We start from the raw sequence: 25,760 nt of genomic DNA, 5'->3' as shown, positions 1-25,760 counted from the left end.
AGCAGGAGACATGACCGACACGAAGGAATGGACGTTCCCGGCCTCGTTCGGGCAGGAGCGGATCTGGCTGTCCAACCAGCTCGACCCGGCGTCCCCGGTGTACAACCTCCCCTGCCAGGTGCGGCAGGACCTCCCGCTCACCGAAGGCCAGTGGCGGGCCGCGCTCGGCGTGGTCGTCGGCCGCCACGAAGCCCTGCGGACCACGTTCCGGATGGACGGCGGCGACCTCGTCCAGGTGGTGCACGAGGACGTCCCGATCGGCTTCGAAGTGCACGACCTGCGTGACGCCCCGGATCGGGAAGCCCGCGCCGTCGAGCGGTCGGAAGCGATCGCCCGCCGTCCGATCCCGCTGGACACCGCCCCGCCGTGGCGGGCCCAGCTGTGCCGGCTCGCCGACACCGGTTGGCTGCTGACCTTCGTCGTGCACCACACGGTGTTCGACGCCGGATCGGCGGTGGTCCTGGCCGCGGAGCTCGACGAGGCGTGCAACGCGGCCGCCGAAGGGCGGCTGCCGAAGCTGCCGGAGCTGGCCATCCAGTACCCCGACTATTCGGCCTGGCAGCGCGGGCAGCTGCCGGCCGTCCGCGCCCAGCTGGACTACTGGCGCGAGCGGCTCGCCGGGCTCCCGCCGGTGCACAGCCTGCCCACCGACCGGCCGCGGCCGGCGGAGTTCGGGTTCGGCGGCGACCAGGTCGACTTCGCCCTGCCCGACGACCTGCTCGGCCGGGTCGGCGAGGTCGGCCGGAGCCTGTCGGCGTCACCGTTCATGGTGCTGCTGACCGCCTACACGGCGTTGCTGTCGCGACTGTCCGGTTCGGCCGACATCGTGGTGGGCGTGCCGGTCGCCGGCCGGGACCTGCCGGAGCTGGCCCCGCTGATCGGGATGTTCGTCAACCAGCTCGCCATCCGCGTCGACGTCGGAGGATCGCCGTCGTTCGCCGACGTGGTGGGCCGGGTCCGCACCGCGGTGCTGGACGCGATCGAGCACGGCCGGGTGCCGTTCCAGCTGGTCGCCGACGAGGTCCGCCCCGAGCGTGACCCGGCGGTGCAGGCGGTCTACCAGGTCGGCTTCAACTTCATCCCCGATTCGGGCATCGAGCCGGTCCGCTACGCCACGGCCAAGGACGACGTCGCCATCGACCTCACCGCGACCGGCGGCCGGCTGCTCTACCGCACGGACCTGTTCGACCGGGCCACCGCGGAGTCCATGGTGGAGCGGTACCTGCGGCTGCTGACGGCCGCGGTCGAGGCCCCGGCCGTCGCGGTGGCGGACCTGCCGCTGCTGTCGGACGCCGAGCGCGCCCAGGTCCTGGCGTGGAGCGGCTCGTCCACGGAGGACGCCCCGCTGGTCGTCGCCCGCTTCGAAGACCAGGTGCGGGCGGCGCCCGACGCCGTCGCCGTCGACCTCGGCGGGGTGCGGCTGACCTACGCCGAGCTCAACGCGCGGGCCAACCGCGTCGCGCACCGCCTGGGCGGTGGTGGCGTGGCCGGGATCTGCGCGCCGAACTCGGCCGACCTCGTCGTCGGCATCCTCGGCGCCCTCAAGAGCGGCGCCGCCTACGTCCCCCTGGACCCGGCGAACCCGGCGCAGCGGCAGGCGCTGATCCTCGCCGACGCCGGGGCGCGCGTCGTGCTCACCGCCGAGGAGGTGAGCCTTGACGGGGACACCCTCGCGCTCGACGACCCGGCGGTCTGGGCGGAGGCGTCCGACGAGAACCCCGCGCAGCCGGACCCGGACGGCATCGCCTACGTCATCTACACGTCCGGCTCGACCGGGCGGCCGAAGGGTGTCCGGATCGGACACCGCGCGCTCGCCGCCTACCTGGGCTGGGCGCGCGAAGCGTACCCGAGCCTGGCGGGCCGCGCGCTGCTGCACACGTCGGCGTCGTTCGACCTCACCGTGACGACGTTGCTCGGCCCGCTCACCGCCGGCGGCTCCGTTGTGGACTCCGGACGACCCGACTTCGTCAAGGCGACGCCGACCCACCTCGCCGTGCTGCCGGAGGAGTCCTACCCGGCCGGCGACCTGGTCCTCGGCGGCGAGGCGCTGATGGGCGAAGCCGTGCGGCCGTTCACCGGGATCGCCGTCACCAACGAGTACGGCCCCACCGAGGCCACCGTCGGCTGCGTCGCCCACCGGCTCGACGGGCCGGTCACCGGGCCGGTCCCGATCGGCCGCCCGATCCCCGGCACCCGCGCCTACGTCCTCGACGACCGGCTGCGGCCGGTGCCGCCCGGCGTCGCCGGTCAGCTGTTCCTCGCCGGCGCCCAGCTCGCCCACGGCTACCTCGGGCGGCCCGAGCTCACCGCCGAACGGTTCCCCGACGGCCCGTTCGGCCGGATGTACGCCACCGGCGACCTCGCGCGCTGGCGTCGCGACGGCACCCTCGACTACCTCGGCCGGACCGACGACCAGGTCAAGCTGCGCGGATTCCGAATCGAGCCGGGAGAGGTGGAAGGCGCCCTGCGGGAGCTCCCGGAGATCCGGGACGCGGCGGTCGCGGTCCGCGAGGGGACGCTCGTCGGGTACGTCGTCGGCCATGCCGACGGCGCGGCCGACGCTCTGCGGGCCGGCCTGCCGGAGTACCTGGTGCCCACGGTGTTCGTCACCCTCGACGCGCTGCCGGTCGCGGCGAGCGGCAAGCTCGACCGGGCCGCCCTGCCGGACCCGCAGCTCGGCGGCGGCACGGAGTACGTGGCCCCGGGCACCGCGGCCGAAGAGCTGGTCGCCGAGGTCCTCGGCGAGCTGCTGGGTGTCGAAAAGCTCGGTGTGCACGACGACTTCTTCGCCCACGGCGGCAACTCGTTGCTGGCGATCCGCGCGATGGTCCGGATCCGCAAGCAGGTCGGCGTCGACCTGCCGGTCCGCGGGCTGTTCTCGTTCACCACGGTGGCCGAGCTGGCCGCGGAGGTCGAACGGCGGCTGGCCGACGACCTCGACCAGCTCAGCGACGAAGAGGTCCAGGCCCAGCTGGCCGAAGGCGGGCCGGCGTGACGACGATCGACGAAACCGGCGCGGCCGCCCGCCGCGCGCTGCTGGAACGGCGGCTGCGGCGGCGCGCGGAGCCGGCCGCGACCATCACCCGGCGCCCGGACGGCGACCCCGTCCCGCTGTCCTACCAGCAGGAACGCGTCTGGTTCATGGAGCAGTTCGCGCCCGGCACGACGTCGTACCACATCCCGGTGCCGATCCGGCTCAGCGGCCGGCTCGACCTCGGCGTGCTGCAGGCGGCGCTCGACGCCCTCCCCGCGCGGCACGAGGCCCTGCGGATGCGGTTCCCGGCGAACGAGGACGGGCAGCCGTCCGTCCACTTCGAACCCGTCGTCACGGTGCCACTGTCCATCGTGGACGCGGGGAGCGGGGAAGCGGCCCGGGCCGCGGTGGACGCCGCCGCAGCCGAGCCGTTCGACCTGGTCACCGGACCACTGCTGCGCGCCACCCTGGCCCGGATCTCCGACGACGAGCACCTCCTGGCCGTGTGCACGCACCACATCGTCGGTGACGGCTGGTCGGTCGACCTGCTGCTGCGCGACCTCGCGGCGCACTACCACGGCACGGCGGCCGCGCTGCCCGCGCTGTCCATCGGCTACGGCGACTTCGCGCACTGGCAGCGCCGGACGCTGACCGGCGCCGAGCTCGACCGGCAGCTCGATCACTGGCGAGCCGCGCTCGACGGCGTCGAACCCCTGGAACTGCCGGCCGACCACCCGCGGCCGGCGACCCAGACGTTCTACGGCGCGATCCACGAGTTCTTCGTCGAGCGGGACCTCGCCCAGGCTCTCGGTGCGCTGAGCCGCGAGCACGGCGTCACGCTGTTCATGACGTTGCTGGCCGCGTATCAGGTCCTGCTGGCCCGCTACTCGGGGCAGGACGACTTCGCCGTCGGGTCGTCGTCGGCCGGACGCGGGCTGCCCGAGCTCGAAGGCGTCGTCGGCATGTTCGTCAACATGCTGCCGCTGCGCGCCCAGCTGGCCGGCGACCCGACGTTCGCCGAGCTGCTGGCCCGGACCCGCCGGCACGTGCTCGACGCGTTCGAGCACGCCGACGTCCCGTTCGAGCGGCTGGTCAACGCCCTCGGCGTGCCGCGGGACGTCAGCCGCTCGCCGGTGTTCCAGGCCATGTTCGTGCTGCAGAACTATGAGATGGGCCGGATGGGCGCGGCCGGTGAGTCCGCGGTGGACTTCCGCTGGCTGCCGATGGACCTGCCCGCGACCCGGTTCGACTTCGAGTTCCACGCGATCGAGGTCGAATCCGGGCTGATCGGCAAGTTCGTGCACAACACCGCGCTGTTCGGCCCGGAGTCCGTGGCGGGCATGGCCGAGCGCCTGGTGACGCTGCTGCGCTCGATCGTCGCCGACCCCGGCCGGCCACTGTCCGAACTGGACCTGCTGGGCGACCAGCGCGACCTGGTCGTGAACCGGTGGAACGACACCGCGGGCGAGATCCCGGCGGGCACGCTGCACGCGCTCGTCGAGGCGCAGATCGCGCGCACGCCGGACGCCCTGGCGCTGACGTTCCGCGGGAAGTCACTGTCCTACCGGGACTTGGACGAGCGGGCCAACCGGCTCGCCCACCGCCTGCGCGACCTCGGCGTCGGCCCGGGCACCCTGGTCGGCGTCTTCGCGCAGCGGTCGTTCGAGCTGGTCGTCGCGCTGCTCGGCGTGCTCAAGGCCGGGGGCGCGTATGTGCCGCTCGACCCGGAGTACCCGGCCGACCGGCTCGCGTTCATGCTCGAAGACGCGGCCGCGCCGGTCGTCCTGACCCAGACTGCCCTGCGCGAGACCCTCCCGGCGGGTGACGCCACGGTGGTCGTCCTCGACGACCTGACCGGGCCGGCCACCGCGCTGGAACCCCTGGCGAGCGCGGACGATCCCGCGTACGTCATTTACACCTCCGGCTCGACCGGGCGGCCGAAGGGCGTGCCGAACGGCCACCGCGGCATCGTCAACCGCCTCGACTGGATGCAACGCGAGTACGGCCTCGACGGCTCGGACGCGGTGCTGCAGAAGACGCCGGCGAGCTTCGACGTCTCGGTGTGGGAGTTCTTCTGGCCGCTGATCACCGGCGCCCGGCTGGTGCTCGCCGAGCCCGGCGGCCACAAGGACGCCGCCTACCTGCGGGAACTCCTGGACACCGAGGGCATCACGACCGCGCACTTCGTCCCGTCGATGCTCAGCCTGTTCCTCGCGGAGCCGGGCATCGAGTCGGTGACGGCGCTGCGGCGGGTCGTCTGCAGCGGTGAGGAACTGCCCCTGGACACCGCCCGCGAGTTCGTCCGGCGGCTGCCGCACTGCGAGCTGCACAACCTCTACGGGCCGACCGAAGCGGCGATCGACGTCACCGCCTGGCCCTGCACGCCCGAGGCGCTGGCCGAGGTCGCGTCCGTGCCGATCGGGGCGCCGATCCGCAACCTGCGGATCCACATCCTCGACCGGCGCGGCCACCCGTGCCCGGTGGGCGTACCCGGCGAACTCCACATCGCCGGCGTCGGACTGGCCCTCGGCTACCACAACCGGCCGGAGCTGACCGCGGAACGGTTCGTCACCGACCCCTTCGGCGCTTCTGCCGGCGGCCGGATGTACCGCACCGGCGACCTCGCGCACTGGCGACCCGACGGCACGATCGCGTTCCTCGGCCGGCTCGACCACCAGGTCAAGCTGCGCGGCCTGCGCATCGAGCTCGGCGAGATCGAGGCCCGCCTGCGGGAGCAGCCCGGGGTGGCCGATGCGGTCGTGCTCGTCCGCGAGGACACGCCGGGGGACAAGCGCCTGGTCGGGTACGTCGTCGGCGACGCGGACGCGGGCGTGCTGCGGACCGCGTTGAAGGAGACGCTGCCGGACTACATGGTCCCGCCCTCGTTCGTGGCCCTCGACGCCCTGCCGCTGACACCCAACGGGAAGCTCGACCGCAAGGCGCTGCCCGCCCCGGTCGCGGCCCGCGACGCGAGCACGGCCCTGGTCGAGCCGTCGACCCCCCTGGAAGTGCTGCTCGCCGAGATCTGGCGGGACGTCCTCAAGGTCGAGGAACTCGGCGTCGACGACGACTTCTTCGACCTCGGCGGCCACTCGATGCTCGCCACCCAGGTCGTCGCGCGGATCGCTAAGGCCGGGCACCAGGCCGGCGTGATGGACCTGTTCCAGCACCGCACGATCCGCGAGCTGGCGGTGTTCCTGGCCGGCGACCGCGACGACTCCGGGCACCTGCTCTACGAGCTGACCAAGCCGGTCGCGAAGCCGGCGCTCACCTACGTCTGCTTCCCCTACGGCGGCGGCAGCGCGATCGTCTACCAACCCCTCGCCGACGCCCTGCCCGGCGGGTATTCGCTGTTCTCGGTGGCCATCCCCGGCCACGACGTCGGGCTCTCCGAAGAGGCCGTGCCGTTCGACGAGCTGGTCGAGCGGCTGGCGGACGAGGTCCTCGAGCGCATCGACGGCCCCCTCGCCATCTACGGCCACTGCGGCGTCGGCAACGCCCTTGCCGTCGGCGTCGCCCGGCGTCTGGAGGAACGCGGCCGGGAGCTGGAAGTCGTCCACATCGGCGCGATCTTCCCGTTCGCGCGGATCAAGGGCGCGGTCGGCACGCTGCGCACCCGGCTGGAAAAGCTGCGCAGCAACCGGTACTACGCGAACTGGCTCAAGGGCATGGGCGTCGACACCGACGACCTCGACCCGGCGCAGGCCGACCGGATCATCAGCAACATGCGGGCCGACAGCCGCGCCGCCGAGGAGTACTTCAGCGGCCTGCTCGACGCCCGCGTGGCCAAGCTGCGCGCGCCGATCGTCTCGGTCGTCGGCTCGGAGGACCCGGTCACCGACTACTACACCGAGCGCTACCGCGAGTGGGAGTTCCTCACCGACCACACCGGCCTGGTCGTCCTGGACCAGGCCGGGCACTTCTTCCTCCGCTACCGCGCGGAGGAACTGGCGGAGATCCTGACCCGGGTGTACCCGGCGCTCGACGAGCCCGGTGACCTGCATGTTTCGGCCCGCGGCGAGGACGCCGGCTGGGCCGTGCACGACACCCACCGGGCAGAAGTGGCCGCAACGCCCGCGGTGAAGCCGAGCATGGCACGGTTCGTCACGGTCACCGTCGGCCAGCTGGTCTCTTCGACCGGCTCCGCGCTGACGTCGTTCGCGGTGCCGATCTGGCTCTACACGAAAACCGGCTCGGTCACCGACCTCGGCCTGCTCTGGGCCCTCGCGCTGCTCTGCGGGGTGCTGGTCCTGCCGGTGGCGGGCGCGCTCGTCGACCGCGGCGACCGCCGTCGCATCATGATCGCGGCCAGCGTGGTCGCGGGGGTCATCCAGCTCGCCCTGGCGCTGTTGCTGACGGCGGGGAACCTGCAGCTGTGGTTCCTCTACGTGCTGATCCCGCTCGGGTCGGTCGCCGGGTCGATCCAGCGGATCGCCTACCAGTCGTCGGTGGCGCAGCTGGTGCCGAAGCAGTACCTCGGCCACGCGATGGGGCTGGCGCAGCTGTCCAATGGCTTCGCGCAGCTGCTGATGCCGGTGATCGCGGCCGGGCTCCTCGCGGCGATCCAGCTGTCCGGGATCCTGGTCCTCGACATGGCGAGCTACGTGTTCGCCGTCGTCAGCCTGCTGTTCGTCCGGTTCCCCGACCTGCTCGGCTGGCGCCCGCGCGAACCGCTGCTGACGGCGATCGCGGGCGGGCTCAAGTACTCGTGGAACCACCGCGGCTTCCGCACCATGCTGCTGTACTTCGCGCTGGCCAACGTCTTCCTGGCCCCCGCGCTGGTGCTCGTCTCGCCGCTGGTGCTGTCCTTCGGCACGGTCACCGACGTCGCCCAGGTGGCGCTGGCCGAGGCGATCGGCGCGGTCGCCGGCGGCATCGGCATGGCGCTGTGGGGCGGCCCGCGCAAGCGGCGAATGGTCGGCGTCCTGTTCGGCAACGTCGGCATTGCGCTCGGCAGCCTGGTGATGGGCCTGCGGCCGTCGCTCATCGTCGTTGCGGCCGGGGTGTTCCTGCTGGCCGCCGCGATGGCGGTGTCCCAGGGCATCTACGCGACGCTGGTGCAGGTCAAGGTGCCGCAGCGCTACCACGGCCGGGTGTTCGCGATCAACCAGACGATCACCTGGTCCACCCTGCCGATCGGGTTCGCGGTGCTGGCCCCGCTGGCCGTCGGCTGGTTTTCGCCGCTGCTCGCCCCCGGCGGGCCGCTGTCCGGGTCGATCGGCGCGGTGCTCGGCACCGGCGAAGGCCGCGGAGTCGGTCTCGCCTACGTCGTCTACGCGCTGATCCTGCTGCTCATCAACGTCGGCGGGTTCGGCATCCGGCTGCTGCGCCGGTTCGACACCGAAGTTCCCGATTCACTGCCGGACGACCTCGTCGGCGCGCAGGAACGGGAGCGCAAGCTCGCCGGGAAGGAGGCCGCGTGAGTGTCGTGGTGCTGATCAGGGAGGCCCGCGGGCACTGGGTCGGCGAGGTCGCCGCCGCGGTGCACGCGGCCGGCCACCGCGCGGTGCTGTTCGCCCCGCCGGCCGACGCGGCCGAACGCATCTCGCTGGCCGCCGTGGTGGACGAGGTCGTGGCCGTCGACGACGTCTACGACGCTTCGGCGGTCGCGGCGAAGATCCGGTCGGAGTACGGGACGCCTGCCGCCGTGCTCACCGGGTCGGACGGGGCCATCGTGAGCGCCGCCCGGGTCGCCGAGCTGCTCGGTGTCGCGCGGTGCCCGGCGTCGGTCTTCGCCCGGTGCGCGAACAAGTTCGCGGTCCGGGAGGTGCTGGGCGGGCCCGCGTTCGCGTTGATCTCCTCGGCGGCGGAAGCCGCGGAGGTGGCGGCGCGGGTCGGCCTGCCCGCGATCGTCAAGCCGGTCAACGGCGCCGGGAGCAACCTGGTGCGCACGGTGTCCACCGTGGACGAGCTGGCCGCCGCGTACGAGCTGCTGGCGGCGCGGCTGCCCGAGTCCGCGGACCCGCGCTACCACCGCCCGCTCGGGACACTCGACCCGGCCACGACCTTCCTCGTCGAAGGGTTCCTCGACGGGCCCGAGTATGCGGTGGACGTCCTCGTCCGCGACGGCGTCGTCGAGCCGATCGAGGTCCTCGACAAGCCGTTGATCGACGAGCGCAAGTTCGAGCTGGCCCTGTCCTGCCCGCCGGCCGGGCTCACCGGAGAGCGCATTGCGCTGATCACCTCCGCGGCCGCGGAAGCGGTGCTCGCGCTGGGGCTGGACAACACGGTCGCGCACGTCGAGGTGATCGACGACGTGCGGCGCGGCCCGACGATCGTCGAGGTCAACGCGGGCCGCCCGGCGGGCTCGATCATGCCGCTGCTGGGCAAGCTGCGCACCGGCATCGACGTGTTCGCCGAGCTGACCGCCCTCGCCCTGGGCGCACCGCCGCCCGCGCGGGAACCGGCGAAACTGCCGATCCCCCTGGCCATGTTGATCCTGTACGCCTCCGGATCGGGCACCCTGACCGGCATCGGCGGCCTCGACGAGGTCGCCGCGCTGCCGGAGGTCGTCGACGTTGTCACGACGGTATCGCCCGGCCAGGTGCTCACCGACGAGCAGGAGGTCTACGCGGTGAACCTCGTCGTCGCCGGGTTCGCCGGCCACGACGACCTCGCCGCGCTGCACGCCGAGGCGAGCAAGCTGATCCGCCTGGAGGTCGGGTGAGCACCGCGTTCCTCGTGCGGGAGACGCACGGGCACTGGATCGGGGACTACGCGGCCGCCGTCCGGGCGTCCGGGTGGCGGGCCGAACTCGTCACCGAGCCGCTCGACGACGCCGAACGGGCCGCGCTGGGGCCCCTGGTGGACGGGTTCGTCGTCGTCGAGGACGTCCGTGACGTTCTCGCCGTCACCAGCGCGCTCCGCGACCGGGAACCCGCGGCGGTGCTGACCGCGGCGGAGGGGATCATCGCGAGCACTGGCCAGGTGGCCGAGCTGCTCGGCATCGCGCGCTGCCCGGCGTCGGTGTTCACGCTGGCGCACAACAAGTTCGCGGTCCGGGAAAAGCTTGCCGAAGCGGGACTGCCGGGGCCGCGGGCCGCGTTGTTCGCCGACCCGGCCGAGGCCGCGGCGATCGCGGAGCGGGTCGGGCTGCCGGCCATCGTCAAGCCGGTCAACGGCGCCGCCAGCACCCTGGTCCGCACAGTGTCCACTGTGGACGAGTTGGTGGCGGCTCACGAGGTGTTGGCCACCCGGCTCCCGGAGAACGCCGACGCGCGCTACCACCGCCCGTTGCCCGGCGGCCTCGAACCGCTGCGCGTGTTCCTCGTCGAGGGCCTGCTCGACGGGCCCGAGTACGCGGTGGACGTGCTGGTTCGTGACGGCGCCGCGGAGACCGTCACCGTGGTCGGCAAGCCGCTGATCGACGAGCGGAAGTTCGAACTCGGCATGGTCTGCCCGCCCTTCGGGCTGTCCCCGGCGCGCGCGGCGGCGATCCGAGCGGCCGCGGCCGATGCGGTGCTCGCCCTCGGGCTCGACCAGACCTGCGCGCACGTCGAGGTGATCGACGACGCGCGGCTCGGGCCGGTGGTCGTCGAGGTCAACGCCGGCCGGCCCGCCGGGGGAGCGCAGCCCGCGTTGCTGAAGCTCGCCACCGGCATCGACGTCACCGCCGAAGCCGTTTCGCTCGCCCTCGGCACGCCGCCGCCCGCGCGGGGCACCGGGCTGCCGGTGCCGGTCGGATACCTGATCGTCTACGCCGAGGGCACCGGACGGCTGGTGCGCGTCGAAGGCACCGGCGACGTCGCGGACCTGCCCGAGGTCCTCGACGTCGTCACCATCGTCACCCCCGGCCAGCTGCTCGGCGACGACCAGGAGATCTACGCCGTGAACGTCCTCGTCGCCGGCTTCGCCGATCTCGACGACCTGGCCGCGCTGCACGCCGAGGCCACCAAACTCGTCCGTTTCGAACTGGAGGAAGCATGACCGCCGATCTCGCGGCACTCTCGGGGCAGCTGCAGGGCAACAAGCACACCAAGATCGCCGTCTTCCCGGCCGAGGGCTTCGCGGCTGTCGAAGCGCACCTGCCGCAGCTGCAGGAGCACCTGCGCGACCACGGCGCGGTCCTGCTGCGCGGCCTGCCCGCCGACCTGGAGCTGTTCAACACTGTCACCGAGACGATCGGCGGCGCGCTGCTCACCTACACCGAGCGGTCGACGCCGCGGTCGAACGTCGCGGGCAACATCTACACCTCGACCGAGTACCCGCCCACCGAGTCGATCCCGATGCACAACGAGAACTCCTACTCGGCGAGCTGGCCCGCCCGGCTGTTCTTCCTGTGCGACACCGCCGCGGAAACCGGCGGCGCGACGCCGATCGCGGACAGCCGGGCGATGTTTCGCCTGCTGCCCGAAGACCTGCGGGAGCGGTTCGCCGGCGGCGTCACCTACACGCGCGCGTTCCGCGAAGGGCTGGGGCTGACCTGGCAGGAGGCGTTCCAGACCGAGGATCGCGCGAGTGTCGAGGACTACTGCGCGAGCCATGGCCAAACCTTCGAGTGGACCGAAGAGGGGCTGCGCACCCGGCACGTCCGGCCGTCCTTTGCGGACGAGCCGCACACCGGGGACACCGTGTGGTTCAACCAGGCCAACCTCTTCCACGTGTCCGGCCTCGGCGAAGAGGTGAGCGAGGCGCTGCTGGAGCTGTACCCGGAGGAAGACCTGCCGCGCAACGCCTACTTCGCCGACGGCAGCCCGATCCCGGTCGCCGACCTGGAAAAGATCCGTGAGGTCTACGACGAAGTCAGCTACGCGTTCCCGTGGCAGACCGGCGACATCATGGTGATCAACAACATGCTGATGGCCCACGGCCGGGAGCCGTTCACCGGCAAGCGGCGCATCCTGGTGGCGATGACGGGATGACCGCACCGGTGGTCGTGCTGCTCGCGCACCCGCGGCCGGGCAGCTTCAACCACGCGCTGGCCGCGCGCGTGGCGGACGCGCTCACCCGGGCCGAGGTGCCGGTGCGGTTCCACGACCTGTACGCCGAAGGCTTCGACCCGGTCCTGACCGCGGAAGAGGCCTACACCAGCGGGTCCCGGGCGGAGGAGTTCCTCGCCGCCGAACCGGACCCGCTGGTGCGGCAGCACCGCGCGGAACTGCGCGAGGCCGGCGGGCTCGTCGCGATCCACCCCAACTGGTGGGGCAAGCCCCCGGCGATCCTCAGCGGCTGGCTCGACCGGATCCTCGTCCCCGGCGTCGCCTACCGCCTCGACGACGCCGGCGGCGCGCCCGAGTCCCTGCTGTCCCTGCGGCGGCTGCTGGTGGTGAACACCTCCGACACGCCCGAGGAGCGCGAGCGGACGTTGTTCGGCGACCCCCTGGACGCGATCTGGCGGCGCTGCCTCGCGCCCTACCTCGGGGAGCCGGAGGTGAGCCGGCTGGTGCTGCGGGTATTGGCCGACGCCGGCGCGGCGCAGCGGGCCGCGTGGCTCGACGAGGTCTCGGCGGAGGTCGGGCGGCTGTTCGGTCAGGCTTTCTGAAGGGCGTCGAGGACCAGCTTCGCCGCCTGGGCGATCAGCCGGTCGTCGTGATCGGCGTCCTTCGCCGGGCGGCTGGACATGACGACCAGCACGATCGGCGCCCGCCCGGGCGGCCAGACCACGGCGATGTCGTTGCGCGTGGCGTAGCTGCCGGTGCCGGTCTTGTCGGCGACGGCCCAGCCCGCCGGCGCGCCCGCCCGGATCAGCGCGGCGCCGGTGGTGTTGGCGCGCATCATGTCCGTCAGCACGGTCCGCTTTTCCGGCGGCAGCGCGGCGCCGAGGGTGAAGGCCCGCAGGCTGCCGGCCATCGCGCGCGGCGTGCTCGTGTCCCGGACGTCGCCCGGCGCGAGGTCGTTGAGCCCGGGTTCGATCCGGTCGACGTAGGTGGTCGTGTCGCCGATCCCGCGCAGCGCCTGGGCGAGCCCGGCGGGGCCGCCGAGTTCGCGGAACAGCAGGTTGGCGGCGGTGTTGTCGCTGTAGCGCAGGGCCGCGTCGATCGCGTCGCGCAACGGGATGCCGGTGGCGACGTGCTTTTCGGTGACGGGGGAGTTGGGCTGCAGGTCGGCGCGGGTGTAGGTGAGGTTCTTGGCGAGCCCGTCGAGGCCGGTGCGCTGGAGGACGGCGGCGGCGGAGAACACCTTGTGCGTCGAGGCGTAGCCGAAGCGTTCGTCGGCGCGGTGGGTGAGCTCGCGGCCGGAGCCGGTGTCGAGGGCGTAGACGCCGAGGCGGGCGTCGAAGTCGCGTTCGAGCGGGGCGAAGTCCGGCTGGGGCGCGGTGATGGCCTTCGTCGACGGTGCCGGTAGCGGAGCTGGCGCCGGCGTTTCGGCCGAGCAGGCGGTCAGCGGGACGAGGACCAGCGCGGCGAGCGCGGCCCACTGGGGGAACGGCACGAGTCTTCCTTCCTTTTTGATCTTCCGGCAGTCTCACCGGCCGCCGTCATGCTGTCCAAGACGGAACCGTGCGGTTCGATGCCGAAAGCGCATAAAGTGCGGTGGTGGACCTGGTCGGCGGCTGCAGGGCGTTCGTAAGCGTGAGCGAGACGGGGAGTTTCACGGCGGGCGCGGCTCTGGCGCGCATCCCGCAGCCGGTGGCGAGCCGCCGCATCGCGGCCCTCGAGCGGCACTTCGGCGAGCGACTCTTCGACCGGTCGACCCGCCGGGCCGCGTTGACCCCGTTCGGCCGCGAGATGCTGCCCGCGGCCCGACGGCTGGTCGAGCTGGCGGAGTCGATGGAGCACGACGCGAAGCGCGCCCGCCTGCGCCCGGTGCGGGTGGCGGTGCCGGCGACGTGCGGGGTCCGCGAGCTGGCCGAGCTGGCGGCGGAGGCCCGGGCCCTGGAGGTCCACCTGGAGTTCCGCGCGGCGGGCCCGGGCGAGCGGGCGGAGCTGGTCCGCACGAGCGAGGTGCGGGTGGCGCTGACGGCGGTCCCGGCGGAGGAGGGCGTGTGGTCGGTGCCGCTGGGCGTGGCCGCGGCGGAGCTGCCCCCGGGCCGCGCGGTGTTCCTGGAGACGTTGCGCACGGGCCGGTCGGCCGGGCCGAGAAGGAGGGTCTGGATCCAGCCGGAAGACGACGTACCGCACGTCCGCGACCGGTTGCTGCGGATCCGGGACGCGGTGGGCTTGTCCCCATCCCAGGTGTCGGTGGCCCCCTCGCTGACCGCGGCAGTGGCCGAGGCGTACGCGACGCCGGACTTGCTGCTGTGTTCGGCGGCGCAGGCGGAGGAGCTGGGCTTGCCCTGGCGGCGGACGGGCGAGCTGGTCCTGGCCCGCGGCTTCGGCGTGGCGGCGGCATCGGGCGAGGACACGGACCGCCTGCGGACAACGTTGCGGGAGGCGGTCGGCCGGTGTTTGGGGGCGGAACGGTGACGGGTGGACGGTGTTGTGCTTCGGCGGCGCGCGCGGGCTTGCGGCGGCCGGCCGCGGGGCCGAGTCTCGCCAGCCGATCCGGCCTCCCGGCGGCGGGCCGATGAGCGCCGAAGCACTGATCCGGGACCTCCGGGCCGAGCTGGACGAAGGTGGGCTGCGTGGCTCCTTCCTCGTCCGTGACCTGCGGTCCGGCGCCGAACTCGGGATCGATCCCGGCCGTGAGTACCCGATCGCCTCGCTGGTCAAGGTTCCGCTGGCCCTCGCCACGCTGGAGCGCATCCGTCGCGGGGAGCTCGATGGGACGGCCCAGCTCGAGGTTGCTCCCGGCGGGGTCCGCACGCCCGGGCCGATCGGGCTGACCCGGTTCCGGCATCCGGCGCGGGTGGCCGTCGAGGACCTGCTCTACCTGAGCACGTCGCTGAGCGATGGGACGGCCGCCGACGTCCTTTTCGGCCTTACGCCGCCGGCCGACGTGACGCGGATGCTCGGGGAGTGGGGGCTCGGCGGGATCGCCGTGCGGCACCTGATGCGGGACCTCGTCGAGACCCCGGCCGAGCGGTTCGACGCCGGCGAAGCCGACCTCGCCCAGTCCCTCGCCATCGGCGCGGCGACGGCCGGCCGCGGGCACCGCCTCCCGCAGCTCGACGTCACCCGTGCGAACTCCGCATCCGCGCGGGCGCTGCTGGACCTGCTGCAGGCCCTGTGGACGCCGTCGCGGATCGACCCGTCGGTGGCCGCGGGGGTGCGCGAACTGATGGCCACCAACGTGATCCGCCACCGGTTGACGCCGGACTTCGCGTCCGACGCGGCCCGGTGGTCGTCGAAGACGGGAACGTTGCTCAACTTGCGCCACGAAGCAGGCGTGGTCGAGCACGCGGACGGCGGCGTCTTCGCGGTGGTGGCACTGACGGAGTCGCGCGTCCCGGCGGTCATCCAGCCGGAAGCCGAGGTCCTGGCGGCCCGGGTCGCCCGTGCCCTGCGCGACCACCTGCGCGGCCGGTGACAAAACCGGCAGGCCGCAGACCACCCCTCAAGCCGGCGCCTTCACCCCGAACTCCACCTCAGCCGTCTCCACCGTCCCCGCCGTCCGCCCCGGCGCGGTCTGGTACTTCCAGTACATGTTCGTGTGCGCGATGACCTGCCCCGGCGACGGCGCCCCATACGCCGACAGGTCCTCCGTCGTGTGCGCGTCCGACACCAGCGTCACGTCGTACCCGCGCACCAGCGCGCCGTGGAGGGTCGAGCGGATGCACGCGTCCGTCTGGGCGCCCGCCACCACCAGCCCGCCGATCCCCCGGGCCGACAGGACCTCCTCGAGGTCCGTGTCCTCGAACGAATCCCCGTACAGCTTGTGCACCAAGGGCTCTTTCTCGCGGCGTACCAGCTCCGGCACGTACTCCCACGGCGAACTGCCGCGCGGCAGCTCGTCGCTCGCGTGCTGCACCCACACCACCTCGGTACCCGCCGCGCGGGCGCGCTCCACCAACGCGATGATGTTCGCGAGGACTCCGGAACGGTCGTGGGCCGTCTCCATCACCCCGTTCTGCACGTCGACGACGAGCAGGGCGGTGTTCGGGCGGCCGGTCAAAGTCGTCATGGCGCCACCCTAACGACCGGCACCGACAATTCCCGGCGTCGCACTCAGGGCGCCCCGCCGATGTGCTTGGCCGACACCGCCTCCCACACGGCGTCGAAGTTCTCGTACCGGTCGCCGCCGGGCAGGCCGCCCAGCGAACCGAGCACCCCGTCGCCGCCGCCCGCCGCCGCCGCGCGGCGCAGGAGCTCGTCGCGGCCGCACGGGTACTCGGTCTCGGACAGGTGCTGTTCGAGGCTGTCCCGTTCCGGAGCTGGCATGGCACACCTCCTGATCGTTCTTCTCCCCGGCGCGTACCCGGCCCGTCCGGCCGGGAAACTCAGCCGACGACGATCGTGTGCTCCGACCGCGGCTCCAGGGACCCGATTACCGGGTGCCCCGGCAGCTCCCCGGCCACCAGCAGGCCGCCGGAGGTCTGCGCGTCCGCCAGCAGCAGGGCCTCGTCCGGCGAAATCCGCGACAGGTCCGCGTGCGGGCGGACCCAGTCGAGGTTGCGCCGGCTGCCACCGCTGACGTACCCGTCGCGCAGCGCTTCCCGCGCGCCCTCCAGGTACGGCACCGCCGCCGGGTCCACCCGCGCGGTGACGCCACTCGCGCGAGCCAGCTTGTGCAGGTGCCCCAGCAGGCCGAACCCGGTCACGTCGGTGGCGCACGAAACCCCGGCGGCCAGCGCGGCCCGGGACGCGGGCGCGTTCAGCGTCGTCATCGCGTCGATGGCCTGCTCGAACCGTTCGCCGGTGGCCTTGTGGCGCGCATTGAGCACGCCGATGCCGAGCGGCTTGGTCAACGTCAGCGGCACGCCCGCCCGGCCCGCGTCGTTGCGCAGCAGCCGCGCCGGATCCGCGACGCCGGTCACCGCGAGCCCGTACTTCGGCTCCGGGTCGTCGATGCTGTGCCCGCCCGCCAGGTGGCACCCCGCCTCGGCGCAGACGTCGAGGCCACCGCGCAGGACCTCGGCGGCGAGCTCGAACGGCAGCGTCTCGCGCGGCCAGCCGAGCAGGTTGACCGCGACCACCGGCGTGCCGCCCATGGCGTAGACGTCGGACAGCGCGTTGGCCGCGGCGATCCGGCCCCAGTCGTAGGCGTCGTCGACGACCGGGGTGAAGAAGTCCGTGGTGGCGATCAGCGCGGTGTCCCCGGAGATCCGGACGGCGGCCGCGTCGTCGCCGGTGTCGAGGCCCACAAGCAGCTCGCCCGGCGGCGAAACGGGCGAGGCGCCGGTGAGGCCGGCCACGGCCGCTTCGAGCTCGCCGGGCGGGATCTTGCACGCGCAGCCGCCGCCGTGCGCGTACTGCGTCAGTCGGTAACCCACCGGTTCATCGTGCCCGCCGGGCGCGAACTTGGCAGGATGGCTGCCATGGTGCAGGGAGGCGTATCCGGCCTGGTGACCGGCGCGGTCTTCAAAACCGTCGAACGGCAGGTTCTGCCGCTGGCGGGTTCGATTCCCGTCCGCCTCCGCCATGCCTGACCCGCGCCGCGCGATCCCGCGGACCGACGCGGTCCTGGGCGAGCCCCGGATCGCCAAGGCCGCCGGGTCGCTCGGCCGGGACCTGGTGAAAGCCGTGGTCACCGACGTCCAGCGGGCGGCACGGGCCGGGGAGGTCGCCCCGGCCGACGTCGTCGACACGGTGCTGGCCCGGCTGCCGGCGAGCGCGTCCTCGCTGCGGCCGGTGATCAACGCGACCGGCGTCGTCGTGCACACCAACCTCGGCCGGGCGCCGCTCTCGGCGGCCGCGCTGGACGCCCTCGTCGCGGCCGGCGGCGCCACCGACGTCGAATTCGACCTGGCGACCGGCAGCCGGGCGCGCCGCGGCCGGGGTGCCCTCGCCGCGCTGGCCGCGGCCGTGCCGGACGCCGGCGGGGTGCACGTGGTCAACAACAACGCGGCCGCGCTGCTGCTCTGCGCCCTCGCGCTGGCGCCGGGCCGCGAGATCGTCGTCAGCCGCGGCGAGCTGGTCGAGATCGGTGACGGGTTCCGCCTGCCCGACCTGCTGGAATCCGCCGGGTCCCGGCTGCGCGAGGTCGGCACGACGAACCGGACGTCGGTCCGGGACTACGCCGCCGCGCTCGGCCCGGACACCGGGTTCGTGCTCAAGGTCCACCCGTCGAACTACCGCGTCACCGGGTTCACCTCCGAAGCCACCCTCGGCGAGCTGGCCGGGCTCGGCGTGCCGCTGGTCGCCGACATCGGCTCCGGCCTGCTCGCCCCGCACCCGCTGCTGCCGGCCGAACCCGACGCGGCGAGCGCGCTGCGGGCGGGCGCCACGCTCGTCACCGCCAGCGGCGACAAGCTGCTCGGCGGCCCGCAGGCCGGGCTGCTGCTCGGCGACGCGGATGTCGTCGAACGGCTCCGGCGGCACCCCGCCGCGCGGGCCCTGCGGGTCGACAAGCTCACCCTCGCCGCCCTCGAAGCGACGCTGCGGGGGCCCGAACCGCCCGTGCAGGAGGCCCTCGGCGCGGCGGTCGAGCACCTCCGCGACCGCGCCGAAACGCTGGTCAAGGCGCTCGGGACCGTCGACGTCCGGGTGGTCGGGTCGGTGTCGGCCGTCGGCGGTGGCGGGGCACCCGGCGTCGAACTGCCCAGCGTCGCGCTGAGCCTGCCGGCCCGGTACGCGGCCGCGCTGCGGACCGGGCACCCCGCGGTGGCCGGCCGGGTCGTCAAGGACCGCTGCCTGCTGGACCTCCGGACCGTGCGGCCGGAAGAGGACGCGAAGCTGCTGGAAGCCGTCCGCCGATGCGGGTGATCGTCACCGCCGGGCACGTCGACCACGGGAAGTCCACGCTGGTGCGGCGGCTGACCGGGATGGAGCCGGACCGGTGGGCCGAGGAACGCCGCCGCGGTCTCACCATCGACCTCGGCTTTGCGTGGACCCGGATCGGCGACGAGGACGTCGCCTTCGTGGACGTGCCGGGTCACGAGCGGTTCGTGCCGAACATGCTCGCCGGCGCCGGGCCGGCCCCGGCCGTGTTGTTCGTCGTGGCCGCGGACGAGGGCTGGATGCCGCAGTCGGCCGAGCACCTCGCCGCCCTGGACGCGTTCGGTGTCCGCCGTGGCCTGCTGGTTGTCACCAAGGCCGACCGGGCCGACCCGGCCGCCGCGACGGCCTCCGCGCGGGCGGAGATCGCGAAGACGTCGCTGGGGACGGTGCCGAGCGTCGCCGTCAGCGGCACCACCGGCGCGGGCCTGGGCGGACTGCGCACGGCGATCGGCGACCTGACCGCCGGCTTGCCGGAGCCCGCTCCGGACGCCGACGTCCGGCTGTGGATCGACCGCGCCTTCACGGTGTCCGGAGCGGGCACGGTCGTCACCGGCACGCTGGCCGCCGGCACCATCGCCGTGGGGGACGAGCTGCGGCTGGGGCCCACGCGGGTGAAGGTCCGCGGCCTGCAGGCGCTCGGCGAACCCCGCGAGCGGGTCGGCGCGGTGGCCCGGGTGGCGGTGAACCTGCGCGGCACCGCGCGCGGCGACGTCCGCCGCGGGGACGTCCTGCTCACCCCCGGCCGCTGGCGCACCACGGCGGAGTTCGACGTCCGGCTGCGCGGCGCGGCCGCCGGGGACCTGCACCGCGAACTCGTCCTGCACCTGGGCACGGTGGCCGTGCCGGTCCGGGTCCGTCCGTTGGGGACGGACACCGCGCGGCTCGTCACGGCCACCGCGCTGCCGCTGCGCGTCGGGGACCGCGGCTTGGTGCGCGACCCGGGCGAGCACCGGATCGCCGCCGGGTTCGACGTCCTCGACGTCGACCCGCCGTCGCTGTCCCGCCGAGGCGCGGCGCGCGCCCGGGGACGCGAGCTGACCGAACCCGGCCTGGCGCGGACCTACCTGCGCCGCAAGGGTTTCGTGCGCGCGGGGGACTTCACGGCGATGGGGTTGCCGGAGACGGGGGAGCGGCTGGGCGAGTGGTGCGCGGACCACGGACGGTTCGCCGCGTTGCGGGCGCAGGCGGCCGAGATCGTCGGCGCGTGGGACGCCACGGCCGCGGGCGTGCCGGTGGAGGCGCTGCGGCAGCGGCTCGGCCTGCCCGTCCCGGAGCTGGTCGTGCCCGTCCTCGCGGGAACGGGGTTCGAGGTCGCGGGCGGGCTCGTCCGCCGTCCCGGCGCCGGGCTCGCGCCGGCGGTGGAGAAGGCACTGGAGACGGTACTGAAGCGGCTCGCGGAGGACCCGTTCCGCGCGCCCGAAGCCGACGAGCTGCGAGCGCTGGGCCTCGGCCGCCGGGAGCTGGCGGCCGCCGTCCGCCTCGGGCGCCTGACGGCGATCGCCGAAGGGATCGTGCTCGGCCCGCACGCGGAGGACCGAGCGGCGGACGAGCTGCAGCGGTTGCCGCAGCCGTTCACGGTTTCCGAGGCGCGCCGGGCCCTGGGCAGCACCCGCCGCGTGATGATCCCGCTGCTGGAACGCCTGGATGCGAGCGGCCGGACCGAGCCACTGGGCGATGGCACCCGGCGCATGCCGGGCTAACGCTGTTCCTCGACGAGCGGGTGGATCCCGGTAACGCCCAGCAGTGCCGGCCGGTTGTCCTGGTACCGCCGTTCCCAGGAAAACCCGGCCCCTTCCTGAGCACGCGCGGCGCGCCGATAGTCGGGAGGAGACCGAAAGGAACCCCATGAAGCAGCTCGCCCTCGTCACCGGCGCCACCTCCGGCATCGGCCGCGCCTTCGCCGAACGGCTCGCCGCCGACGGCTATGCCCTGATCGTCACCGGCCGCCGTGAAGACCGGCTCGCGGAGTTCGCCGCCGCGCATCCCGGTACCGAGGTCCGCACGGTGGCCGCCGACCTGTCCACCGGCGCCGGTGTCGACGCGGTGGCCGCGATCTGCGCCGCCGAGCCGCTGACGATGCTCGTCAACAACGCCGGCGTCGCCCACTACATGCCGCTGGCCGAGCTGCCCGCGGACAAGGCCCGCGAGCTCGTCCACGTCAAGGTCACCGCGCCGACCATGCTGACCCGCGCCGCGGTCGCGGGCATGCGGGAACGGGGCGCGGGGCGGATCGTCAACGTGGCCGGGATGATCGCGTTCAGCGGCCCCGCGGACGCCGCCGTCCTGCCTCGCCGGGCGGTGTACGCCGGCTCGCTCGCCTACCTGGTTGCGCTGTCGCAGACGCTGAACGCCGAGCTCGAGGGCACCGGCGTCCGGGTGCAGGTGCTGTGCCCGGGTGTCGTCGCCACGGAGTTCCACGAGCGGCAGGGGCTGGACCTGAGCGCCGTGCCCCGGATGTCCGCGGCCGACGTCGTCACCGCCGGCCTGCGCGGCTTCGAGCTCGGCGAGGTGGTCACCGCCCCCGGCGTCGAGGACGCGAGCCTGCTGGCCGCCGTCTTCCGGGCCGACCTGGCCGCCTTCGGGGGCCAGCGGCCGGAACTCGCGTCCCGCTACCGCTGAAGGCCGCCGAAGAACGCGGCGAGTGCGGCGGCGAGGGCTTCGGGATTCTCCTCGGCCACGTGGTGCCCGGACTTGATGGCGTGCCCGCGCAGGTCGGTCGCCCACGGGCGCCAGACGGCCAGGACGTCGCCGTAGAGGTCTTCCAGGTCGTCGTCGCTCGACCAGAGGACCAGGGCGGGGCAGGTGATCCGCCGCCCGGCGGCTTGGTCGGCGTCGTCGTGGGCGCGGTCGACGCCCAGGCCGGCGCGGTAGTCCTCGAGCATCGCGGTGACCGTGGCGGGGTCGTGGATGGCGCGGTGGAAGTCGGCGAAGTTCTCTTCGCCGAGGCGTTCGGGTGTGTTCTTCGCCTCGACTTCGTACCAGGCGTCGGGGTCGGCGGTGATCGCCCGCTCCGGTTTCCCGGGCTGGGCGAAGAAGAACCAGTGGAACCACTCGCGCGCGAACCGCGCGTCGCAGCGGGCGAGGGCTTCGCCGATCGGGACGGCGTCGAGGATCGCGGCGCCGAGGATCACCTGCGGGTGGTCGAGCGCCAGCCGGGTCGCCACGTACGCACCGCGGTCGTGACCGGCCACGAAGAACCGGTCGTGCCCGAGGTGCCGCATCAACGCGATGCAGTCCGCCGCCATGGCGCGTTTGCTGTAGGGGGTGTGGGCTTCGTCGGTCGGCGGCTTGGTCGACTCGCCGTAGCCGCGGGTGTCGGCGCACACCACGGTGAACCGCTCCGCGAGCCGCGGGGCCACCCGGTGCCACGTCGTGTGCGTGCGCGGGTGGCCGTGCACCAGCAGCAGCGGGGGTCCCGAGCCGCCGTGGCGCACCCGGAGCGTCACCTCGCCGACGTCGACGCGGTCCAGCGTGAAGCCCTCGAACACCTGCTGCCCTCCCGGAAAGAGTGCTGCCGCACCCCGGAAGCCGGGGTGCGGCAGCGGAAAAACCAGGTCAGTCCTTGTCGGTGACGCCCTTGACGGCGTCCTTGACCTTCTCACCGGCCTGCTTGAGCGAGCCCTTGGCCTGGTCCGCCTTGCCCTCGGCCTGCCACTGCTCGTTGCCCGTGGCGTCGCCGACGGCTTCCTTGGCCCGGCCCTTGAACTCTTCGCCCTTGTTTTCCAGCTTGTCGTTCATCGAGTGCACCTTCCGTCGCGGCGACATTTCCGGATCGGCCAGTCGCCAAAAGGGCCTTGCCGTAGGGTTACCCACTGGTTCGCGGCTTACACATCGGCCGGCAGATGACCGCCCATCCGCTCGATCCGCTGGATCGCCGGCTCGGCGAGAACACCGTGGACGATCACCGAAACGGCGATGGCCAGCGCGCCGACCCGCCACAGCACGTCCTGCTGCGGGACCGGTTGCCGGTCGAGGGCGTAGGCCAGGTAGAACAGCGTGCCGATGCCGCGCACGCCGAAGAACGCGATCGCCGCCGTCGCCGGCCGTCCGGGCGACGGCGCGCCGAGCAGGGAGAGCCAGCCCACCAGCGGCCGGACCACCAGGACCGCGACGACCGCGAGCACCACCTCCAGGGGACGCAGGCCGCGCAGCAGGCCGTCGCCGAGCGCCAGGCCCAGCCCGAGCAGCGCGATCGGGACGAACAGCCGTTCCAGCTGGTGGCCGAACGCGTGCAGGACGCCGTGGTAATCGTGCTCGCGTTCCTGCGTGCGCACCGCGACGGCGGCGACGAACACGGCCACGAACCCGTTGCCGTGGGCCGCTTCCGCGAGCGCGTAGGGCACGAAGGCGAGCGCGAGCAGGACCAGCCCGTCGGCGTACTCGGCCAGCCGCAGCCGGTCCGACGGCGTCCGGAAGATCGCCCAGCCCAGCACCCGGCCGGTGACCAGGCCGGCGACGACGCCGATGACCAGCGGCAGCAGGAGGTCCACCAGGACCCAGGTCAGGTCCAGGCTCGGCTCGCTGCCCACCATGGCCAGGCCGAGCAGGACGAACGGCATGGTCAGGCCGTCGTTGAGCCCGGCCTCGGTGGTCAGGGTGAAGCGGATCTCGTTGTTCCGGGCCAGGTCCGGCTCGACGTCGGGGTGCGGGACGCCGATGTCGCCCGCCAGCACCGGGTCCGTCGGCGCCAGGGCCGCGGCCAGCAGCAGCGCCACCCCGGGCGCCAGGGCGAGCCACCAGTACCCGAGCACGGCGATGGCCAGGATGGACACCGGCATGGTCAGGGCCAGCAACCGCCAGGTCGAGCCCCACCGGCGCAGCCCGAACGGACGGTCGACGGACAAGCCCGCGCCGGCGAGCGCGACCAGGATGCCCAGCTGCGCGAACGACTCCACGCCGTGCAGGTGGGCGGCCGGGTCGCTCCAGCCGTCACCGTAGGGCGCGGGCAGCGGCAGCAGGCCGAGCACGATCCCGGCCGCGAGCATCACCAGCGGCACCGAGAACGGCCGGTCGGCGACCAGCTTCGGCACGATCGCCGCGGCGAGCGCGAGCAGGCCCGCCACCCCGAACAACACCGTCAACGACGACAAAACTCTCCTCCTGATCGCTCATCCCGCCGCACCGGGATCGGCCGGCTGCCCGGAAGCCGGGTAGCGTGGCCGGGGAGAGGCGCGCCGCGGCCCGGATTCCCGGCGCGCGAGCGGCGAAACCGAGGAGGCCGCGGTGACGGCGACGAACGGCGCGGGCGCACCGTGCCGGTTCTGCGGCAGGCGGCGCGACCCCCGGGTCCCCGGCCGGAACGGGCCGATCTGCGTGGACTGCGCCCGCGCCGGCCTGCGGGTGGTGCGCGACGGCGCGGACCGGGAGACCCCGGTGGGGGACGTGCTGGCCGCGGTGACGTCGCCGCTGGCCGCGGTCTGCGACTTCTGCGGCCGCCGCGAGCGCCGGACGTTCCTCGGGCTCCGCCGCCCGCTGCTGCGGGTGGACTGCGCTGCGCGGGACGCGGTGATCTGTGTGGACTGCCTGGACCACGCCGGCGACGTGCTGAACGTCGCCCTGCGCGGCTGAGGGGCGTTTCGGGCTGATCAGCGCGGGTAGCCGGGCACCATGACGTCCACTCGGGAGCATCGCACGCGACCGGAGACCGCTTCGGTGGCTGAAACCCTGCGCGTCGCGGTCCAGGTGGCGCTGCCCACTTTGGCCCGTGGGGTGATCAAGCGCCGCCCGGCGGCGATGGCGGTGGCCGGGAAGCTGCAGTTCGACCGCCCGGCCGTGCGCCTGCTGCGTCACCTGCGTGACCGCCACTACGGCCGCCCGCTCCGGTTGCGCGTGCCCGGCCGGACGGTCGAGCTCGCTCTGTCCGGTGCGGACGTGAAGCGCGTGCTGGCCGGCGCGCCGACGCCGTTCAGTCCACAGTGGAGAAGCGGGCGGCGCTGAGCCACTTCCAGCCGCACGGCGTGCTGATCTCCGACGCGGCCGGCCGCCCGGCCCGCCGGGCGTTCACCGAGGCCGTCCTGCAGCCGGGCCGTCCGCTGCACGAGCTGGCGGCCCCGTTCGCCCGGGTGATCGCCGAGGAGGCGGCCGGCTTGCCGTCCGCCGCAACGCTCGACTGGGACACGTTCAACGTCACCTGGTGGCGCGTGGTCCGGCGCGTCGTGCTCGGCTCGGCCGCCCGGGACGACACGACGCTGACCGACCAGCTCGAACGCCTGCGGCTCGACGCGAACTGGGCGTACGCGCACCCGAAGCGCAAGCAGCTGCGCGAGGAGTTCCGGCGCCGGCTGACCGGGCACCTGGACCGCGCCGAGCCGGGCAGCCTGGCCGCGGTGATCGCCGCGACCGACGCGGTGGACGCGCCCGACCAGGTGGCGCACTGGCTGTTCGCGTTCGACGCGGCGGGCATGGCCACCTACCGGACGCTGGCCCTGCTGGCGAGCCACCCGGCGGAGCAGGACCGCGCCCGTTCGGAGATCGACGGGACGGAACCGGCGCAGCTGAGCTACCTGCGCGCGTGCGTCCTGGAGTCGGTGCGCCTGTGGCCGACGACACCGATGATCCTCCGCGAGACGACGGAAGAGACGGCGTGGGGCCCGGCGGGAACGACGGTGCTGATCTTCACGCCGTTCTTCCACCGCGACCCGGGCCTGCCCTACGCGGACCGCTTCGAGCCGGACCTCTGGCTCGACGGCCGGGCGGCGGAGAACCCGGCGCTGGTCCCGTTCAGCGCGGGCCCGGCGATCTGCCCGGGCCGCGACCTGGTCCAGTTCTGCGCGAGCACGATGCTGGCCGCCCTGCTGCGTGACCACGGGTACGAGCAGGCGTCGGGCCCGGTCCTGTCTCCCGAACGCCCGCTCCCGGCGACCCTGGACAACTTCCACCTGAAGCTCAAGCCGGTCGGCTGAGCCGCCTCCGCCGCACCCGGAGGGCCGCGATCACCATCGCGGAACCCGACAGCACCAGCACGATCGCACCCGGAGGCGGCGTCACCCCGCGCGTCGCCCCCGGAACGGCCGCGCACCAGCGGAAACCGGCCGCGCCGAGCACCAGCGCGAGCGCCCGCAGGTTGACCACGAAGGCGTTCACACGGC

At 73.7% G+C, this 25,760-nt stretch carries 20 protein-coding genes, 1 tRNA gene and 1 pseudogene; 14 read left to right on the top strand and 8 right to left on the bottom strand.

The genetic code is table 11. From position 1 onward, the window contains the following. Nucleotides 1–10: 10 nt before the first annotated feature. The 6 genes from C2L59_RS38010 to C2L59_RS37985 are packed head-to-tail and all read left to right on the top strand — an operon-like array spanning nucleotide 11 to nucleotide 12,455. Nucleotides 11–2,995: a non-ribosomal peptide synthetase gene (locus tag C2L59_RS38010; protein ID WP_103354436.1), complete on the top strand. Its 2,985-nt coding sequence runs from the start codon at nucleotides 11–13 to the stop codon at nucleotides 2,993–2,995. Continuing rightward, the gene (locus tag C2L59_RS38005; RefSeq protein WP_103354435.1) at nucleotides 2,992–8,397 is read left to right on the top strand and encodes a non-ribosomal peptide synthetase/MFS transporter; all 5,406 of its coding nucleotides are present in this window, start codon (nucleotides 2,992–2,994) and stop codon (nucleotides 8,395–8,397) included. The genes C2L59_RS38010 and C2L59_RS38005 overlap by 4 nt, the downstream gene beginning before the upstream one ends. Beyond that, the gene (locus C2L59_RS38000) at nucleotides 8,394–9,641 is read left to right on the top strand and encodes an ATP-grasp domain-containing protein (protein WP_103354434.1); all 1,248 of its coding nucleotides are present in this window, start codon (nucleotides 8,394–8,396) and stop codon (nucleotides 9,639–9,641) included. The genes C2L59_RS38005 and C2L59_RS38000 overlap by 4 nt, the downstream gene beginning before the upstream one ends. Further along, nucleotides 9,638–10,900 (top strand): ATP-grasp domain-containing protein, encoded by a 1,263-nt coding sequence (locus C2L59_RS37995; RefSeq protein WP_103354433.1) that lies wholly within the window; start codon nucleotides 9,638–9,640, stop codon nucleotides 10,898–10,900. Before C2L59_RS38000 ends, C2L59_RS37995 begins: the two co-directional genes overlap by 4 nt. Then, entirely contained in the window at nucleotides 10,897–11,835 is a 939-nt protein-coding gene (locus tag C2L59_RS37990) for a TauD/TfdA family dioxygenase (RefSeq protein WP_103354432.1), read from the top strand. Before C2L59_RS37995 ends, C2L59_RS37990 begins: the two co-directional genes overlap by 4 nt. Further along, complete coding sequence (locus C2L59_RS37985) at nucleotides 11,832–12,455, top strand: NAD(P)H-dependent oxidoreductase (protein WP_103354431.1); 624 nt, start codon at nucleotides 11,832–11,834, stop codon at nucleotides 12,453–12,455. Before C2L59_RS37990 ends, C2L59_RS37985 begins: the two co-directional genes overlap by 4 nt. On the opposite strand, the gene bla is transcribed toward C2L59_RS37985, so the two are convergent. After that, on the bottom strand, nucleotides 12,443–13,297 hold the full coding sequence (gene bla, locus C2L59_RS37980) for a class A beta-lactamase (protein ID WP_370444818.1): 855 nt from the start codon (nucleotides 13,295–13,297) through the stop codon (nucleotides 12,443–12,445). The two genes, C2L59_RS37985 and bla, sit on opposite strands and share 13 nt — an antisense overlap. Nucleotides 13,298–13,449: 152 nt before the next feature. On the opposite strand from bla, the gene C2L59_RS37975 reads away from it, so the two are divergent. After that, nucleotides 13,450–14,319, top strand: a complete 870-nt coding sequence (locus C2L59_RS37975; protein WP_103354563.1) for a LysR family transcriptional regulator — start codon at nucleotides 13,450–13,452, stop codon at nucleotides 14,317–14,319. A 100-nt stretch (nucleotides 14,320–14,419) separates the two neighbouring features. Beyond that, nucleotides 14,420–15,322 carry a serine hydrolase gene (locus tag C2L59_RS37970; protein WP_103354429.1) on the top strand — a complete coding sequence of 301 codons (903 nt, stop codon included), beginning with the start codon at nucleotides 14,420–14,422 and terminating at the stop codon, nucleotides 15,320–15,322. A 27-nt stretch (nucleotides 15,323–15,349) separates the two neighbouring features. Here the strand turns inward: C2L59_RS37970 and C2L59_RS37965 are convergent, their stop codons facing one another. Genes C2L59_RS37965 through selD form a run of 3 tightly spaced genes read right to left on the bottom strand, consistent with a single transcriptional unit; the run spans nucleotide 15,350 to nucleotide 17,225 of the window. After that, nucleotides 15,350–15,916: a cysteine hydrolase family protein gene (locus C2L59_RS37965; RefSeq protein ID WP_103354428.1), complete on the bottom strand. Its 567-nt coding sequence runs from the start codon at nucleotides 15,914–15,916 to the stop codon at nucleotides 15,350–15,352. A 44-nt stretch (nucleotides 15,917–15,960) separates the two neighbouring features. Beyond that, complete coding sequence (locus tag C2L59_RS37960) at nucleotides 15,961–16,173, bottom strand: DUF2795 domain-containing protein (protein ID WP_103354427.1); 213 nt, start codon at nucleotides 16,171–16,173, stop codon at nucleotides 15,961–15,963. 59 nt (nucleotides 16,174–16,232) lie between these two features. After that, on the bottom strand, nucleotides 16,233–17,225 hold the full coding sequence (gene selD / locus C2L59_RS37955) for a selenide, water dikinase SelD (protein ID WP_103354426.1): 993 nt from the start codon (nucleotides 17,223–17,225) through the stop codon (nucleotides 16,233–16,235). A gap of 54 nt (nucleotides 17,226–17,279) precedes the next feature. Here selD and C2L59_RS37950 point away from each other — a divergent pair. The 4 genes from C2L59_RS37950 to C2L59_RS37935 all read left to right on the top strand — a co-directional run bounded on the left by C2L59_RS37950 (nucleotide 17,280) and on the right by C2L59_RS37935 (nucleotide 21,291). Then, a tRNA-Sec gene (locus C2L59_RS37950) sits at nucleotides 17,280–17,374 on the top strand. Further along, on the top strand, nucleotides 17,374–18,657 hold the full coding sequence (gene selA / locus C2L59_RS37945; protein WP_103354425.1) for an L-seryl-tRNA(Sec) selenium transferase: 1,284 nt from the start codon (nucleotides 17,374–17,376) through the stop codon (nucleotides 18,655–18,657). Before C2L59_RS37950 ends, selA begins: the two co-directional genes overlap by 1 nt. Next, nucleotides 18,648–20,372 carry a SelB C-terminal domain-containing protein gene (locus tag C2L59_RS37940; protein WP_103354424.1) on the top strand — a complete coding sequence of 575 codons (1,725 nt, stop codon included), beginning with the start codon at nucleotides 18,648–18,650 and terminating at the stop codon, nucleotides 20,370–20,372. Before selA ends, C2L59_RS37940 begins: the two co-directional genes overlap by 10 nt. Before the next feature lie 145 nt (nucleotides 20,373–20,517). Then, on the top strand, nucleotides 20,518–21,291 hold the full coding sequence (locus C2L59_RS37935; RefSeq protein ID WP_103354423.1) for an SDR family oxidoreductase: 774 nt from the start codon (nucleotides 20,518–20,520) through the stop codon (nucleotides 21,289–21,291). Here C2L59_RS37935 and C2L59_RS37930 read toward each other — a convergent pair. The 3 genes from C2L59_RS37930 to C2L59_RS37920 all read right to left on the bottom strand — a co-directional run bounded on the left by C2L59_RS37930 (nucleotide 21,282) and on the right by C2L59_RS37920 (nucleotide 23,762). Beyond that, entirely contained in the window at nucleotides 21,282–22,160 is an 879-nt protein-coding gene (locus C2L59_RS37930) for an alpha/beta fold hydrolase (RefSeq protein WP_103354422.1), read from the bottom strand. The genes C2L59_RS37935 and C2L59_RS37930 overlap by 10 nt on opposite strands. 67 nt (nucleotides 22,161–22,227) lie before the next feature. Further along, on the bottom strand, nucleotides 22,228–22,410 hold the full coding sequence (locus tag C2L59_RS37925) for a CsbD family protein (protein ID WP_103354562.1): 183 nt from the start codon (nucleotides 22,408–22,410) through the stop codon (nucleotides 22,228–22,230). A gap of 86 nt (nucleotides 22,411–22,496) precedes the next feature. Next, on the bottom strand, nucleotides 22,497–23,762 hold the full coding sequence (locus C2L59_RS37920) for a cation:proton antiporter (protein ID WP_103354421.1): 1,266 nt from the start codon (nucleotides 23,760–23,762) through the stop codon (nucleotides 22,497–22,499). A gap of 133 nt (nucleotides 23,763–23,895) precedes the next feature. Here C2L59_RS37920 and C2L59_RS37915 point away from each other — a divergent pair, with 133 nt between their 5' ends. Together C2L59_RS37915 and C2L59_RS37910 are read left to right on the top strand one after the other, a co-directional pair. Continuing rightward, entirely contained in the window at nucleotides 23,896–24,240 is a 345-nt protein-coding gene (locus C2L59_RS37915) for a hypothetical protein (protein WP_103354420.1), read from the top strand. A 39-nt stretch (nucleotides 24,241–24,279) separates the two neighbouring features. Beyond that, nucleotides 24,280–25,574 (top strand): annotated as a pseudogene (locus C2L59_RS37910) (cytochrome P450). Here the strand turns inward: C2L59_RS37910 and C2L59_RS37905 are convergent. Next, nucleotides 25,558–25,755 carry a hypothetical protein gene (locus C2L59_RS37905; protein ID WP_103354419.1) on the bottom strand — a complete coding sequence of 66 codons (198 nt, stop codon included), beginning with the start codon at nucleotides 25,753–25,755 and terminating at the stop codon, nucleotides 25,558–25,560. The pseudogene C2L59_RS37910 and the gene C2L59_RS37905 sit on opposite strands and share 17 nt — an antisense overlap. Nucleotides 25,756–25,760 lie beyond the last annotated feature (5 nt).

Origin of the sequence: Amycolatopsis sp. CA-128772, assembly GCF_002904295.1 — a bacterium.
Lineage (GTDB): Bacteria > Actinomycetota > Actinomycetes > Mycobacteriales > Pseudonocardiaceae > Amycolatopsis.
This window is presented reverse-complemented; position numbering and strand designations above follow the sequence as displayed.